The organism is Paenibacillus sonchi (assembly GCF_016772475.1).
Classification (GTDB): domain Bacteria; phylum Bacillota; class Bacilli; order Paenibacillales; family Paenibacillaceae; genus Paenibacillus_AQ; species Paenibacillus_AQ sonchi.
On record NZ_CP068595.1, the window covers coordinates 6,691,431 to 6,707,100 of the forward strand.

Below are 15,670 nucleotides of genomic sequence, written 5' to 3' on the forward strand. Positions count from 1 at the left end.
GATAATTATCACATGTCACAAGTTCAATCTAATCATAGCTTAGCCTCCAAAACCCGTCAAGAATATTGTCTAAATTGTGACGACCCCATTTTAAATTTTCTTTATAAATTGTTGATTTTTTGTCACATTTAGATCTGTTTCATTTGTTCCATAACGCCTCGATTTCATCTCTGATGCAGCTTCTCACCGGCTTTTGCCGAGAAGCCTCAATGTCAGGCAGGGAGAGAACTAAATCGCTTTCAGCAATCCCGCTCCCGGCCAGAGAGATGTCCGCTGACAGCACAATCACAGACTGGAAACCGCTGGATTTGACTTTTCGGCAAATCTCATTTATATAAGCTGCGCTTTCGGCCCCATTGTACTGTAAAGCCGGGTAGGTCACGATACGGCCCTGATATGGTTTTTCCACGAGATCCAAAAAGTCCCGCAATCTCTCCAATGCCTCCGCGGCTTCAGGCGGACTCTCCATGCCGCTAAGTCCGGTATACGGGAGCAGGCAGGTATCATAGTACTTCCGGTTCTCCAGCCAGCTCTCGGCAGTAAAATCACTGAATTTCATCACACTCACCCTTTTTTATGATATAAGTTCCTTATGAGATTTCATTGTAACAAAAAAGAAATGCGCCAGGCGCATTTCCCGTATTATTCTTAGGCCAGACTTTTCAATTCCTCCGTCAGATTGCGGAACGCCGTCTTATCGCCGGCAGCCAGCGCCGTGTCGATCTCCCGGTACAAGATGTCGGTACGACGCTTTCGCAGCGCTTCATCCCACACCATTTCTGCCGCAAGTCCTAGCATCACTTCATAGGTAGCCTTCATTTTGTCCATTCGATACACCTCCGCTGTTTAGATCCTTCCATATTCACTTGCTTTAAGTACATAGCTCTCGCATGTGCGGGCCATCCTCTGAAGATCCTGCTCCGTTAATTCACGAATCACTCTGGCAGGTGAACCGAGTGATAGGGTATAGGGCGGAATGATTTTGTTTTCGGTTACAATAGAACCGGCTCCTATTAAAGCATATTCACCAATCTCTGCACCGTTCAATACAATTGCACCCATTCCGATTAATGTGCCTTTGCCTATCCTGCAGCCATGGATGATTGCAGAATGGCCGACCGATATGTCATCCCCCAATACCAGCGGCAGTCCTTCAGCCACATGCCCCACGGTACCATCCTGGATATTGCAGCGGTCGCCGATCATTACCGGAGCCAAATCCCCCCGGAGTACGGCGTTGAACCAGACACTGGACTGTCGTCCAATTCTTACGTCACCTACCAGCTTCGCACCCTCCGCCACGTATACAGACTCGTCAAGCTGCGGTATGTAGTTCCCATAACCAATCCGCATTCTTCTCCCCCTGCCTACTTCAGCTGCTTCGGCACAGCCGCCTCCAGCCCCCACGGCGTCATCATAACCACCGGCCCCTCCGGTGTTTCACCGAGGCGGAGCATTCCCAGATGCAGCATCATCCGGATGATGCGCTGTTCCAGAATCGAAGCGGCATCATCGTAATAAAACGGCTTGACCAGCCAGCCCAGACTCTCTACAAGTGAGGCCACGGCAACCCACTTCCCCGCACTTACACTTATCCAGTATACGAGGGACGGCAGATTTGGTATAGCGCCTTTATACAGTTTTAACCAAAAGGAGTATAACTGTATCAGCTTTTCAGATTTCCCCTGTTCGAGCAGCGTTTCTCCGGCCAAAGTCAGCTTCAGACGGTAGCCTGCCTCGGTAGTCCAGCGGCGGTGGCGGGCGTAATCCACGATCAGAGCCAGTCTGGGCGGGTAATGCTCACAGGCTCTTCCATAGCCGAATCTCCAGCCGCCTTTGCCGAGAAGAGGTTCAGGAATTTGGATCGCGTTCATGACCCCTTGCTGATACCTTTTGTGCAGCGCACCTTCCTGGTTCAGCTCAGGCTCATTCTCTTGGATATAGCGAAGAAAGAGCAGCAGGTCACCCGCAAGCATCTCGCCTTCACTCCGGTAAATCGCAGGCTCTCCGCCGGGAGGGATTTGTTCCCTCAGATATTCGCCCATCCGTTCGCGGAAGCGGGTTTTCAGATCCTGCGGAACCCGGAACAAATACCTGCTCTGCTGAGAAGCGCCGCTAAAGAGCCAACCGCTGTTTTTGAACCTTGCCACCATCTCCCGGTACCCCCCGCTTTTGCCGGGAACTGTATCGAAGGAAGCCTGCCTCGCCGCAGCCAGCAAATCCTCAAGACTGAACTGGCTGCGTTCGTCGAACAACAGCGTATTGAGAAACCGCAGGTCTTCAGGAGCGCATTCCCGGATATGGGATTCCATAAACTGGCGGCTCCCCAGTGTGATCAATATACTCTGAATCAAATCATGTTTGGAATTCCGTTTGCAATCACACTGGTAGCGTCCCGCAATGGCGGTAAGCTGACTAATGTCTGCAAAGTTAAGCATATCCGCCAGATTCATCATTTATCGCCTCACCGTTTTACTACCATTATGGGAAATACTGCCCTTTTTATTCCTTATCGCTCAAAAAAAATAACCCGAAGGGTCGGGTTAATGCTGTTGTTGCAGAATATGGCGTGTACAATTGTACAGCAGCGGATTCCATTCCTTTTCTTTCTTCTCCAGTATTGTAAGCGAGAGATTGCCGAGACGCTCTGAGTATTTATCCTTATATAAGGCGATGTAGAGCTGGGCCAGAAAGCCTCCATGCGAGATAACAAGTAGGTTCTTATCCGGGTAAAGCGCTGCAATTTCCTCCATAAAAGCCAAGGCCCGCGCTTGAAGCTGCTCATCCGACTCCTGTCCAAGCGGCAGCAGATTCCAGTCCTTGCCCCATTTCTCTTCACGCTGTGCAGCAGTCATCCCCTCAACCTGCCCATAGGCCCGCTCACGGATGCGCTCATCCGGTTCAAGCAATGGAATGCCCAGCTTGGCCGCGATAATTTTGCCTGTCTCCGCAGCACGGGAAAGACTGCTGGTGATACAGTAGTCCCAACGGTAAGTTTCCTGCAGAAGCCGTTCCCCCAGCATCTCAGCCTGACTCCGGCCTTCATCGTTGAGCGGAATGTCGCTTTGTCCTTGTATCCTGCCTTCCGCATTCCAGTCCGTCAGCCCATGGCGGATTAAGCCAATCAGCATCACAATCACCTTGCCCTTCCCTTATGTTTGCTTAATAATGTAACACGAATGAAAACAAATGTCTTCTTTTTGAAATGTTAATTAGGCTTGTCCTGTAAGATCACAACAAAAAACCCGCTTTACTTGGGAGTAAAGAGGGCTTCTTAATGTCTGCGGTAACGGTTCAGCCGGTACAGCAAAAATACCGACAGGCCTACTCCGAGCATGGACAGCATCATCCAATATTGCGGATGGGTTGGACCCATGCTCACCACGAGCGGTTCAATGATCCCTCCGCCCGATTCAGAGTCAGGATACGAGGAGGACCAATCCATAGACAAGCCGGCTACACCGGTCTCCACAATTCCGCTCTGCGCCACAGTAGTATTGGCGGGTGTTTTGAACATCGTAAAATACAGAAAGCTGGATATAAAAACAGCCAGAAAACAGGCAATCCAGAGACTGAGCCGGCGACGGAAGGCTGTAGAATTCCCGGCAGATTTACCATCCCCGGCATAAGCCAGGGACTTTCCAGATAAATCCGCTCCATCACCCGAAGATTCACAGCCTCCGCACGTTCTTCGCTGATTTCAATCTGTGTTTCCCGCATAAGCTCACTGCTCTCCTGCCACAACGCCCATTCAGCGGAACAGTAGGGACAATTCACAATATGCCTTTCAAGCAAAATCCGCCTAGGGTCCGTGGGGGGAGCGTCCCACAAAAGCGGAATGGAATCCTGCGCTTCCCTGCAATTCATAGGCCTTACACCCTCTCAGCCTGCTCATCTTCCTCTATTTCAGGCTCATAAAAATAGGACTCGAGTTGGAGCTTCACACTGCTCCTGGCACGGAACAATAATGATTTCACGGAGCTGACACTCTGGTCCAGAATCTCTGCAATTTCCTGATAGTCCATTTGATCGTATTCCCGTAGTATCAGCGCGGAACGCTGTTTCTCCGGCAGATTATTAATCGCTTCACGGACCAGGTTCATCCGCTCTTTGCGGAGCGCAGCCTGTTCTGGAGCCACCTCAATCGGGGCTACCGGCGTATACCCGCTTTCCTCAAGTGACACATTTCCGGCACGGTTCTTGCGAAGCTCGCTAAGCACTGTATTCCGGGCAATCGTATACAGCCATGTTGAGAATGATGCATCTACTTCCCGGAAAGAATGCAGGCTCCGGAACGCCTTGTAAAAGGTCTCCGAGCATAAATCCTCCGCAAGAAGCTCCATGTGGGAATTCTTGAGCATATGGTAGACAAAAGCCAGTATTTTACGTTGGTACCGCCGCATTAATTCTGAATATATCTCTGTGTTACCTTGTTTGATTAGCTGGATCAACTGGGAATCCGTCATGGTGAGTTCGGCCCTCCTCGCCCTAGCACGTGTAATCCCGTCCGGTCCATAATTCTTATACCGGCCGGGGCTTAAAAAGTTGCGGTTTTCCTACAAATTTGCACACATTTAAAGGCATTACTTCCTATGTATATTCAGTCACCCGACAAATAAGGCACTCTGTAAGTAAATACAGAAAGAAAAACACAAGTTCATGGATGGATCGGCAATCCAAATACCGGATCGCTTGTTATATCTCTGGAAACTATAAACATACCTAGTCTAGTATAGCACATATTCTTACAGGATGACATTAATAGACTCATTGCAGCAGAATGCGTCGGATTTTCAAGCGTGGGGTCGTGTGGGGTCGAATGAAGGAACGCGGGGCATGAATTCGGAATTTTGCAATATTTATTACATTCCTCCAAATGATGCTAAAAATAGGCAAAAAAAAGACCGCTTACATTATAAGCGGTTACAGTTCACAATTTCTTGGAACCGTGTAGTATTTGGATAGGAGTGGAGAGAAACCATACTGTACCTTTATTATATGTATCCGTTTACATGATGTCAACACTTTTTTAAAAGATTAAAGCCTGAATTTATGGCCTTCCTATTAATCCGTACAAGAGCAGCCGGTTAAGCTCTGCCATTTTTGCTTTGTAATTTTCTGTACCCGCCCACGATGATTGGACCGTCCCAATCGCATTCAATAATTCCAATATGGTTTGCAGAGAAACAGAAGCATCTATAACCCCTTCACTTTTCCCCTGCCTGATGAACTCCTGAATGATCTCGACTCTGATCCGGTTTGTATTTTCATTATAGAGACTTGATAACACCTGATCCTCTACTGCCCCCGGGGAACAAAGCAATTGATAATCCTGATCGGCACAGATCTCCAATGCCCGGAGCATTTTATCTTTGAATTCGATATTTTGGCCCAGGAGTTCCTTGGCCTTATGGACGGTATTCTGCATCAGGACATTGGCACATTCCCTGACCACTCCTTCTTTGCTGCCAAAATAATTATATAGTGACACAGAGGATACGCCGGATTCAGCGGCAATGTCTTTTATACTGACGTGGATGAAGCCTTTTTCATGGAAAAGCCTTAGGGCTGCTGCAACAATTGCATCCTTCTTGGTTTGTGTTCTTATTTCAAATTTGTTCATATCGCTTTACCCACATCCCGCATTTTTTAATAAAGTTTACTATAACATGAATTCCGAAGTTTTGAAATAATGACTCCTTAATTTAAAAACCTATTGACAGACGGTTTGTGTCAGGAATAGAATCGAGCTGTGATAATTTTTAAATATATAACTCAATATTTAAAAACTTTATTCAAAATATGCAATAGAATATGGAGGAGCGATTCAATGAAAATATTGGTGTACGGGGCCGGAGTGTTGGGAAGCTACTTAGCCCATGTGCTGGTGCGGGGAGGCAACAATGTGACCATGCTGGCCAGGGGAGCGCGGCTGGATGAATTGCAAAAGAACGGCAATGTGATCCGGCATTATTTTCAGTTCCGTACCACGGCCGATAAAGTACATGTGATCAGTGAACTGCAGCCGGAGGATATTTATGACCTTGTTTTTGTCGTGATGAAATATCCCGATTTCCATTCGGTACTGCCTGCACTTGCAGCGAACCACAGCAGCCGGGTGGTACTCGTAGGGAATAATGCCAACCCCACAGAGATGAAGGATTATTTGCAGGCCAACAGTCCGGTTGAAAAGCAGGTTGCCTTTGGATTCCAAGTGAGTGGCGGATGGAGGGAGCCCGGCCGGATGTTCTGCGTGCGTGGACCCCAGGTGCAAATGACCATCGGCGGCCTGGGTGAAGATTTGCCTTGGCGGACGGTGATTGACCAGGCTTTTGTGAACACCAAATATAAATTGGTCTATCAACAGAACATGGATGAATGGCTGAAAAGCCACTTTATGATGATCCTGCCTTTGAATTTCATTGCGCCTGCCTACAACGGTGATTTGCGCAAGGCTGTAAAAGACAATAAGCTGCTTCATCAGGTCATTGCTGCTGTAGATGAGGGCCATCAAGTCTTGGAGAAGCTCGGATATACGGTTACGCCTGCAAGTCAACTGAAATTAGCCCGGAAGCAAAGGAAAATATTCTATATCATGCTGAAGATAATGCTGTCCACCCCTGTCGGCAAAATTCTCCTGGGCGATAAAGCGGTGTCTGCTGACGAGATGTTTGCACTATATCAAGCCTTTCATGATTTAAAGAGCAGAGCCAACATTCCCACACCCCATTGGGATGCGCTCGAAAATTATTCTCCGCTCCCGCAGAGGTAAACCCTTCCGCAACAAAATCCCCTTCAAGCTCACTTCCCCAATACTGATGAACGGGTTTGTAGGAGTGACTGCTTGAAGGGGATATTATCCAGCCTTACCGGCCTTACACGTACACAGTATAATCTTGGTGCTGCAGCAGAATTTTGGCCCGTTCCATATCGTTCTCCTGGCGGAAGGACAGGCGCATTATGCCCGGCACATCCTCGCGGCTTTCGATAATCTGCACATTGCTGAGGTTGATGCCCTGGTCCCCCAGTTCTGTGGCAATCCGTCCGATAATCCCTGGATGATCGGGAACATCGATATGCAGATCGAACAGCGGGGTAATCATTCCCTTGCGCCGCTCCGGCAGCTGGCTGCGGAAGCCGCCCGCTTCAAGGAACGCTTCCTCAATCCCCTCCCCGTCCGCATTCTCCAGCAATTGCACAAATGAGGAAACCTCATCATTCCAATCCTTCAGCAGACGAAGCATGACCGAGCGGTTGTTGAGAAGAATATCTCTCCAGATGATCGGGTCGCTGGATGCGATCCGTGTGATGTCACGGAAGCCCCCGGCCGCCAAGGTACTGTACAGGGAGTCCGTGTCGTCATACGCCCGGACCTGATTCACCAGCGCAACCGCAATGATATGGGGCAAATGGCTGATGGCTCCGACAATCTCATCGTGGCGCTCCGGATCAAGCCGGACAATCTGCGCTCTGGTATGTAAAAGCAAAGCCTCAAGCGTCTGATAAGCCTCCTCTGGGACTCCCGGAGGGGGTGTCAGCACATAATAGGCATTCTCGAACAGCAGAGAAGAAGCTGCCTCCACGCCGGAACGCTCCGATCCTGCCATGGGATGTCCACCGATAAAATGTACCCCGGGAAGGTCCAGCGACAGCGCGCAGGCGGCAATCGTCGCCTTGGTGCTGCCCACATCCGTGATAATACAGCCCGGCTTCAAGGGAAGTTTGCTAAGGCGCTGCAAATAATCCTCCAGCATGCCTACAGGCACGCATAAAAAATGAAATCGGCATCCAATGCCGCTTCCTCAAGTGAAAGTGTGGCCTGATCGACCACACCTCTGCTGACATATTTTTGTGCCGATTCAGGACGGTGGGCATGGCCTACAACGGTCAGGCCCTCCTTGCCTTTGAAGCAAAGGGCCAGAGAGCCTCCGATCAGACCGACACCGAAAATTGCTATTTTTGTCGTCATGTTCTTTGAACTACCTGCCTTCTGTAGATTCGTCTTATACGCTGCCCGTTAGACTTGTACGCCCTGTTCCTGAAGCACCTGCTCCAGCGCAGTGATAAAAGCCTTGTTCTGCTCCGCCGAACCGACGGTGACACGAATATAGGTCGGGTACAGCTTATGCCCTGCTCTCACTATAATCCCCCGCCGCAGCAATGCATCAAAAATATCGGCTGCCGGCTTCCGCACATCCACCATAATGAAATTGCCGTGCGCCGGGAAGAATGCAAGGTCCAGCCGCTTGAATTCAGCCTGAAGCTGGAGAATGCCCGCACTGTTCAGACGGCGGCACTCCTGTACGTATTCCTGGTCAGCAAGCGCAGCAAGTGCTCCGGCCTGTGCCAGACGCGAGGTATTAAACGGTTCACGCACCTTGTTGATCAAGGAGATAATCTGCGGACTTGCCACCCCGTACCCGATGCGCAGTGCAGCCAAGCCGTAAATCTTGGAGAAGGTGCGCAGTACAACGAGGTTCGGATAGGATTCCAGCAGCTTGATTCCATTCGAGTACGAAAGATCAGTCACATATTCGCAATACGCTTCATCCAGGACAACCATCACCCCGGACGGCACCGCATTCAGGAATGTAATTAAGGCTTCCTCGGGCACGATCGTCCCGGTAGGGTTATTCGGATTACAGATCCAGATGACCTTGGTCCGCTCTGTAACCCGGGCCAGCATCGCATCCAGATCATGCGTACCGTCCGCCAGAGGCACTTCGATGGAGACTGCTCCTTCGATATCGGCATTGCTTTTATATACGGAAAAGGTCTGGTCTGCCATAATCGTCTCGTCTCCCGGCAGGAAAAATGCCCGGGCAATCAAGGCGATAATCTCATCCGAGCCGCAGCCAAAGATAATGTTGCCGCTCTTCACTCCGAGATGCCCCGCCAGCGCTGACGTCAATTCAGCAGCCGAACCGTCAGGGTACAGATACAAGTTGTCGAGCTCTGCCAGGATGGCGGCTTTTGCACTTGGCGAAGACCCGTACGGGTTCTCATTGGAGGCCAGCTTAATGACATCGTTTAAGCCCAGCTCCTTTTTCACTTCCTCAATAGGTTTCCCCGGCTTATATACAGGGAGGTTAACAATATTCGGTTTCGGGTTCATGAACGGTCCTCGCTCTCCATCAATATCTCCAGCTGTTTCAGGGCCTGCCAGCAGACTGTTATGGTCTTAATTGTGCCACAAATTCACGAATTTGCAACAGTCCTTCACTTCGGGTAGCAGGATTGTCCAGAAGCGGTATAACATCCTCGACCTTGCGGACGATAGCGCTGCCTACCACTACACCGTCGCAGATACGGGCAAACCGTGCTACCTGCTCACCGGTCGAGATCCCAAAGCCCACCGCTACCGGAAGGTCCGTGGCCTGGCGGACAGAAGCAATGAAGTCATCCACTCCGGAATGAAAGGAAGAGCGTTCTCCTGTAACTCCAAGCGAAGATACGCAGTACACGAAACCGCTCGCCCCGGCGACAATACGCGCAATCCGCTCGCTGGACGTAGGCGCTACAAGCGGAATCAGATTTACCCCTGCGGCACGGCTGCGCTGGCGCATATCCTCTGACTCTTCCACCGGAAGATCAGGTATGATCAGCCCGCTGATCTCATGGGCATCCAGCAGGGAGAAAAAGTTGTCCAGCCCCATCTGCATGACCGGATTGTAGTAGGTGAACAGAATAAAAGGCAGCTTGCTGCCCGCCTGCCGGGCCTTCAGCGCTGTTTCCATGCAGGTGCGCAGATTGATATTGCCGCGCAAGGCCCGGGAAGATGCGCGCTGAATTACAGGACCGTCCGCCAGCGGATCGGAATAAGGCACGCCCAGCTCCAGAATATCCGCCCCTGCCGCCTCCAGCTCGGCGATAATCTCAAGCGTAGTCTCCAGATCAGGATCGCCTACAGTCAGGAACGGAATCAGCGCTGTCCGGCCCTCCTCCTTCAGCCTGCGGAAGGCCACATCCATCCGGTTCGTCGTTTCGGTTGTCATCACTTACCCGCCCCTTCCGTGTAGGCCATAATCGACTCAACATCCTTGTCCCCGCGTCCCGACAAACAGATCACCACGAGATCATCCTTGGACAATGCCGGTCCAAGCTTCACAACATGCGCAAGGGCGTGGGCGGATTCAAGCGCCGGAATAATCCCTTCAGTTACGCAGAGCAGCTTCAGGGCTTCCAGTGCTTCATCATCCGTAACCGGTACATACTGGGCACGGTGGACATCTTTGAGGTAGGAATGTTCAGGTCCTACTCCGGGATAGTCCAGACCGGCGGAAATGGAATGCGCCTCCTGTACTTGTCCATACTCATCCTGCAGCAGGTAGCTTAGCGAGCCCTGAAAGACTCCCCGGGTCCCTTTGCTCATCGTTGCCGCATGGAAGGGAGTCTCCACGCCTTTGCCGGCTGCTTCCACCCCGATCATCCCGACCTGCTCATCCTCCATGAACGGATAGAACATGCCGATCGCATTGCTGCCGCCGCCCACTGCTGCGACCAGCAAATCCGGCAGCCTGCCTTCGGCTTCCAGAATCTGGCGCCGTGTCTCATCCCCGATAATCCGCTGGAAATTGCGGACCATCATCGGATACGGATGCGGGCCTACAGCAGAACCCAGCACGTAGAAGGTGTCCTCCACGTTGCTGACCCAGTAGCGGAGCGCCTCATTCCCTGCGTCCTTCAGTGTCCGCGAACCGGAAGTCACCGGAATGACTTCAGCCCCCAGCAGCTTCATGCGGAAGACGTTCAGCGCCTGGCGTCGTGTGTCTTCTTCGCCCATGAACACCTTGCACTCCATTCCGAGCAGCGCTGCTACCGTAGCTGTGGCCACACCATGCTGGCCTGCGCCGGTTTCGGCGATGACTTTGGTTTTGCCCATCATCTTGGCGAGTATGCCCTGGCCGATCGCATTGTTGATTTTGTGGGCGCCTGTATGGTTGAGATCCTCGCGTTTCAAGTAAATTTTTGCTTCTCCCAGATGTTTGCTGAGACGTTCCGCATAATAGAGCGGAGTCTCGCGTCCGGAATATTGCTTGAGCAGATAATCCACTTCCTTCTGAAAAGCCGGATCGGCGGAAAACCTGTTGTAGGCTTCCTCCAGCTCAATCAGCGCATTCATCAACGTTTCAGGAACGAAGCGGCCTCCAAAAGAACCAAAACGCCCATTCTTGTCCGGTACTTGTATCATGATTGCTTCACCCTTTCCACAAAAGCTGTCATTTTGATGAGATCCTTAACCCCGCCGCTCTCTACGCCGCTTGAAACATCAACACCATAGGGAGCATAGCCGTCCAGCAGTTCACGCACATTATCCGGGTGCAATCCGCCAGCGACAAATAGTGGCAGGCCATATTCAGAAGCCGCCTGTTGATACGAAGGAATCTTCCCCCAATCAAAGGTCTGCCCGGAGCCGCCGCTGCCGGCCGGGTCATAGGTATCCAGCAGCAGAGCATCAACAGCACCGGCATATTGCTGAAGAGCATGCGGACCGTCCGCATCAGACTCGGCCTTGCTTTTGGCTACTGAAAGAGCCTTCCATACCTGCACCTGGGGAAAAGCCGCCTTGACGGCCCGGCACAATTCCGCACTCTCCCGGCCATGCAGCTGAATGACCTTCAGCGGCACGGTGGAGAGCAGCGCTGCAAGCTCAGCAAGTGTAGGATTCACAAACACTCCGGCAGCGAGCGGAGGGTTTCCGTTCTCCCATTCCGCAAGCCCGGCAATAAGCTCTGCCGCTTGTCCGGGGCTCACCCTGCGGCGGCTCTCTGCAAACACAAACCCGATATAATCCACAGGTAATCGCTTCATAGATTTTAGCACTTCAACGTCCTGAAGTCCACAGATTTTTACCAGCGTCTCAGCCACGGGCGGCACGTTCCTTTCCTTCCGGCAGCGCACCAAGCAGCCCGTTCACTGCCTGTTCCACATCCGGCTGGCGCATCAGATATTCTCCGACCAGCACGCCGCTGGCTCCGGTGGTTCTAAGATAATCAATATCCCGGGGGCCGGCTATTCCGCTCTCGCTGATCACGGGAACTGAGCCGGGAAGCAGCGCAGCAAGCTCGGCTGTGGTAGACAGTGCCGTCTCAAACGTGCGCAGATTGCGGTTGTTAATCCCCAGCAGCACCCCAGGGTGCTCCAGTTTCCCGGTAGCCTGAACGGTCTCCAGCTCGCTCCGGTCATGAATCTCAATCAGGATATCGAGTCCCAGCGAGGCAGCTGTATCCGTGAACGAAATCAGCTGTTCAGGCGTCAGAATGGCGGCGATCAGCAGCACCGCGTCGGCACCCAGCAGCCGGGCTTCGTAAATCTGGCGTTCATCGATAATGAAATCCTTGCGCAGCAGCGGAAGATCTACCGCCTCCCTAACCTGCTGCAGGTAAGCGCCGCTGCCCTGAAAATAATCTTTATCCGTAAGGACGGATAAACAATCCGCCCCTCCCGCTTCATACCCCTTGGCGATAGACACCGGATCGAAATCCGCCCGGATCAGGCCTTTGGACGGAGAGGCCTTCTTTACTTCGGCAATCAGCCCCATGGATCTGTTCCGTGACTTCGTAAGCGCTGTTCGAAATCCCCTTGTAGGGGGCAAGGCTGCAATCTGACGTTTGGCCTCCTCCAGAGAGAACGTTGTGCTTAGGGCTTCTACTTCTTTGATTTTGGTGGCAACAATCCGCTCAAGATACATAATCAAGCTCCTTCGTCATGGCTTTGAGCTGCTCCAGCTTCAGCAGCGCAGCGCCGGAATCTACTACAGCCTTTGCTTGTTCCACGCCCTCTTGCAAGGTATCCGCAAGTCCAGCCACATAAATGCAGGCGCCCGCATTGGCGAGGACAATATCACGGTAAGGATTCACATCTCCTTGCAGCACTCCGGTGATGATGGCCGCATTCTCGGCCGCATCACCGCCAAGCACATTCTCCAGCGGATGTGTGCTTAGTCCCAATTCCTGCGGGGTGATCTCATAGGTCGTCACCACACCGTTCTTCAGTTCAGACACCTGTGTGGGAGCGGAAATGCTGATCTCATCCAGGCCGTCCAGACTGCTTACAATCATCGCACGCTTGGAACCAAGCTCTTTCAGCACGTGGGCTATAGTCTGTGTTTTGTCCCTGTCGTAGATCCCCATCAGCTGACGGTCCGCGCCTGCCGGGTTGGTCAGCGGTCCCAGCATATTGAATACAGTGCGGAACCCCAGCTCCTTCCGCGGCGCTGCAGCGTGCTTCATCGACGGATGGTAGATTTGCGCGAACAGAAAGCAGATGCCGATGCTGTCCAGGCACTGCCGGGCCTGCTCCGCATTCAGATGAATATTGACTCCAAGCGCCTCAAGCACGTCGGCACTGCCCGCTCTGCCGGAGGCGGAACGGTTGCCGTGTTTGGCAACTCTGACGGAAGCTGCAGATGATATAATGGCCGAGGCTGTGGAAATATTGAACTTATGGATGCCCGAGCCGCCGGTCCCGCAGGTATCCAGCAGCTGGGACCGTTCCGTAGCCACATGTGTGCTGAACCCCCGCATCGCTTCCGCGAACCCGGTGATTTCTTCAACGGTTTCTCCCTTAATCCGGAGTGCCGTCAGCAGTGAGCCAATCTGCGCCGCTGAGGCCGCCCCTTCCATAATTGACCCCATAATCTCCCGCGCCTGCAGCCGGCTGAGATCCCGGCCCTCGATTATACTGGCAATCCCTGATTGTATCCTTTGGCTTGCGTCCATCCTGGTTTCCTCCTGTTCATTGAGCCATCTCAGGCTTCTGGAATTCATACAGCGGTTCCGCTTGACCCGCCGGGATCAAGGGGTATATTCATACATGTAATCCTGGTTGATTACCTGTTTTTCTTGGACTTCAGCCGGGAACATGGCTTCTGCCATCCGGATCGCCTTCAGCATCGCTTTGGCCTTGTTGACGGTCTCTTCATATTCCTTCTCGGGAACCGAATCCCACACGATCCCTGCCCCAGCCTGCACATAAGCCCGGCCTTTGCGGAAAATGATGGTGCGGATTGTAATGCAGGAATCCATATTTCCGGAAAACCCGAGATAGCCGATGGCTCCGGCGTAAGCGCCTCTCGCTTCCCGTTCCAGTTCGGCGATGATTTCCATCGCCCGCAGCTTCGGCGCACCCGATACGGTTCCTGCCGGAAGACAGGAGAGGAAGGCATCGAAGAAATCCTTGCCCTCGTCCAGTGTCCCTGACACATTCGAGACGATATGCATCACATGCGAGTACCTCTCAATTTCCATGAAGGAGTCGCATTTTACTGTACCGAATTTGGATACTCTGCCCAGGTCATTGCGGCCCAGATCCACCAGCATCAGATGCTCTGCCCGTTCCTTCTCGTCCTCCAGCAGTTCAGCGGCCAGCGCCCGGTCCTGCGCTTCGTTCTCGCCACGGGGACGGGTCCCGGCGATGGGGCGGGTCTCCACACGGCCTCCGTCCACCTTGACCAGCGCCTCGGGTGAAGTGCCGACGATGATTTCCTCATCCATTTTCAGATAATACATATAGGGTGAAGGATTCAGCGTACGAAGCATCCGGTAGACATGCAGCGGAGACACTTCTGTTTCAATGTGCAGCCGCTGGGACAGCACCACCTGAAAAATATCCCCCGCCCGGATATATTCCTTCGCCTGCTCCACATTGCTGATGTACTGTTCCCTGGTAAGGTTCGAATGGATCTCGCCCAGTTCTATGTCCTGGGGAATGCTGCGCCGGTTGACGTTTTCCTTCGGTCCTTCCTTCTGAAGCTCTTCAGCCATATTCTCAAGCCGGCGGCTCAGTTCCTCATATCCGGCCCGGATATCGGAATCCGTATCCCCGTCCTTGATATGCAGGTTGCCTACCAGGAGAATCTGCTGTTTCACATGATCGAATACGATAATGCGGTCGCAGAACATGAAGCGGATATCATCCATATTCAAATCATCGACTGCGTGGGCGGAGAGCTTCTCATAATACTGCAGCAGATCATAGCCGAAGAATCCGATGGCCCCGCCTGTAAAAGGAGGCATCCCGTCCAGCTTGGGGCTGCGGTATGAGCGGAGCAGTGCTTTCAGCTCCTCGACGGGTTTGCCGGACAGCCGTCTCTTCTCGCCGCCGACCTCTACATGGACTTCGCCTTTTTTGCCGGAGACCATCAGGAAGGGGTCACTGCCGATAAAAGAATAACGGGCCCACTGTATCCCGCCCTCTACACTCTCCAGCAAAAAGGCCCGGTCCTGCCCGGCAAACCGCTGGAATAACCGGATGGGTGTCTCCATATCGGCGAGCAGCCGCGTAACTACAGGGATCAGATTATATTCCCGCGACAGCGACAGCACTTCTTCTACTCTTGGATTCGTCACTTGGGATGCCTCCTTAGGTTGTTGGTTTATATTGTCCGAAATACAGAAAAACCTCTACCGGAGTAGAGGTTTGTGTAAGTAAGTATATGAAAAAGCGCAAAGGAGCGGCATATCACGATCGTAAAGGATGCACTTCTCCCACAGAAAAATCCGGCGATAGCGCAAATCAGCACTAAAGCGTACCTCAAAGAGAACTGCAAACCAAACGGTATGATGCCTGAACTCAACTAAAATTCTGCACTCTGCTCAACTATACTCAACTCAGCTTAACTAAACTCTGCTTCACTCGGCTAACTACACTATACATGATGGCTTTGGTC

General features: G+C 52.2%; 16 protein-coding genes and 1 pseudogene. 1 reads left to right on the forward strand and 16 read right to left on the reverse strand.

Features of this window, described 5'->3' with window-relative positions; genetic code table 11:
- Positions 1 to 139 precede the first annotated feature (139 nt).
- From JI735_RS30045 to JI735_RS30080, 8 genes are all read right to left on the reverse strand, one after another.
- Positions 140 to 559 (reverse strand): DUF2487 family protein, encoded by a 420-nt coding sequence (locus tag JI735_RS30045; RefSeq protein ID WP_039835070.1) that lies wholly within the window; start codon positions 557 to 559, stop codon positions 140 to 142.
- 89 nt (positions 560 to 648) lie between these two features.
- The gene (locus JI735_RS30050) at positions 649 to 828 is read right to left on the reverse strand and encodes an IDEAL domain-containing protein (RefSeq protein WP_020427670.1); all 180 of its coding nucleotides are present in this window, start codon (positions 826 to 828) and stop codon (positions 649 to 651) included.
- An 18-nt stretch (positions 829 to 846) separates the two neighbouring features.
- The gene (locus JI735_RS30055) at positions 847 to 1,353 is read right to left on the reverse strand and encodes a gamma carbonic anhydrase family protein (protein WP_039835071.1); all 507 of its coding nucleotides are present in this window, start codon (positions 1,351 to 1,353) and stop codon (positions 847 to 849) included.
- Positions 1,354 to 1,367: 14 nt separating this feature from the next.
- Positions 1,368 to 2,453, reverse strand: a complete 1,086-nt coding sequence (locus JI735_RS30060; RefSeq protein WP_039835072.1) for a hypothetical protein — start codon at positions 2,451 to 2,453, stop codon at positions 1,368 to 1,370.
- Between the two features lie 90 nt (positions 2,454 to 2,543).
- A complete protein-coding gene (locus JI735_RS30065; RefSeq protein WP_039835079.1) occupies positions 2,544 to 3,131 on the reverse strand; it encodes a histidine phosphatase family protein in 588 nt (195 codons plus the stop codon).
- Positions 3,132 to 3,274: 143 nt separating this feature from the next.
- Positions 3,275 to 3,517: a hypothetical protein gene (locus JI735_RS30070; protein ID WP_202676724.1), complete on the reverse strand. Its 243-nt coding sequence runs from the start codon at positions 3,515 to 3,517 to the stop codon at positions 3,275 to 3,277.
- Between the two features lie 355 nt (positions 3,518 to 3,872).
- A complete protein-coding gene (locus tag JI735_RS30075; RefSeq protein ID WP_039835074.1) occupies positions 3,873 to 4,466 on the reverse strand; it encodes an RNA polymerase sigma factor in 594 nt (197 codons plus the stop codon).
- Between the two features lie 584 nt (positions 4,467 to 5,050).
- Entirely contained in the window at positions 5,051 to 5,623 is a 573-nt protein-coding gene (locus JI735_RS30080) for a TetR/AcrR family transcriptional regulator (RefSeq protein ID WP_039835075.1), read from the reverse strand.
- Positions 5,624 to 5,830: 207 nt separating this feature from the next.
- Here JI735_RS30080 and JI735_RS30085 point away from each other — a divergent pair, with 207 nt between their 5' ends.
- A complete protein-coding gene (locus tag JI735_RS30085; protein ID WP_039835076.1) occupies positions 5,831 to 6,772 on the forward strand; it encodes a ketopantoate reductase family protein in 942 nt (313 codons plus the stop codon).
- Between the two features lie 103 nt (positions 6,773 to 6,875).
- Here the strand turns inward: JI735_RS30085 and JI735_RS30090 are convergent.
- From JI735_RS30090 to trpE, 8 genes and pseudogenes are all read right to left on the reverse strand, one after another.
- Positions 6,876 to 7,969: pseudogene (locus JI735_RS30090) on the reverse strand (prephenate dehydrogenase).
- A gap of 48 nt (positions 7,970 to 8,017) precedes the next feature.
- Entirely contained in the window at positions 8,018 to 9,115 is a 1,098-nt protein-coding gene (gene hisC / locus JI735_RS30095) for a histidinol-phosphate transaminase (protein ID WP_202676725.1), read from the reverse strand.
- 58 nt (positions 9,116 to 9,173) lie between these two features.
- Positions 9,174 to 9,995, reverse strand: coding sequence for a tryptophan synthase subunit alpha (gene trpA / locus JI735_RS30100; RefSeq protein ID WP_039835082.1), 822 nt, complete (start codon positions 9,993 to 9,995; stop codon positions 9,174 to 9,176).
- The gene (gene trpB / locus JI735_RS30105; protein ID WP_039835083.1) at positions 9,995 to 11,191 is read right to left on the reverse strand and encodes a tryptophan synthase subunit beta; all 1,197 of its coding nucleotides are present in this window, start codon (positions 11,189 to 11,191) and stop codon (positions 9,995 to 9,997) included. Before trpB ends, trpA begins: the two co-directional genes overlap by 1 nt.
- Positions 11,188 to 11,868, reverse strand: a complete 681-nt coding sequence (locus tag JI735_RS30110; RefSeq protein ID WP_202676726.1) for a phosphoribosylanthranilate isomerase — start codon at positions 11,866 to 11,868, stop codon at positions 11,188 to 11,190. Before JI735_RS30110 ends, trpB begins: the two co-directional genes overlap by 4 nt.
- The gene (trpC, locus tag JI735_RS30115) at positions 11,861 to 12,691 is read right to left on the reverse strand and encodes an indole-3-glycerol phosphate synthase TrpC (RefSeq protein WP_039835085.1); all 831 of its coding nucleotides are present in this window, start codon (positions 12,689 to 12,691) and stop codon (positions 11,861 to 11,863) included. The genes JI735_RS30110 and trpC overlap by 8 nt, the downstream gene beginning before the upstream one ends.
- Complete coding sequence (trpD, locus tag JI735_RS30120) at positions 12,681 to 13,721, reverse strand: anthranilate phosphoribosyltransferase (RefSeq protein WP_202676727.1); 1,041 nt, start codon at positions 13,719 to 13,721, stop codon at positions 12,681 to 12,683. Before trpD ends, trpC begins: the two co-directional genes overlap by 11 nt.
- Positions 13,722 to 13,796: 75 nt before the next feature.
- Positions 13,797 to 15,350 (reverse strand): anthranilate synthase component I, encoded by a 1,554-nt coding sequence (gene trpE, locus JI735_RS30125; RefSeq protein WP_039835088.1) that lies wholly within the window; start codon positions 15,348 to 15,350, stop codon positions 13,797 to 13,799.
- Between the last annotated feature and the right edge of the window lie 320 nt (positions 15,351 to 15,670).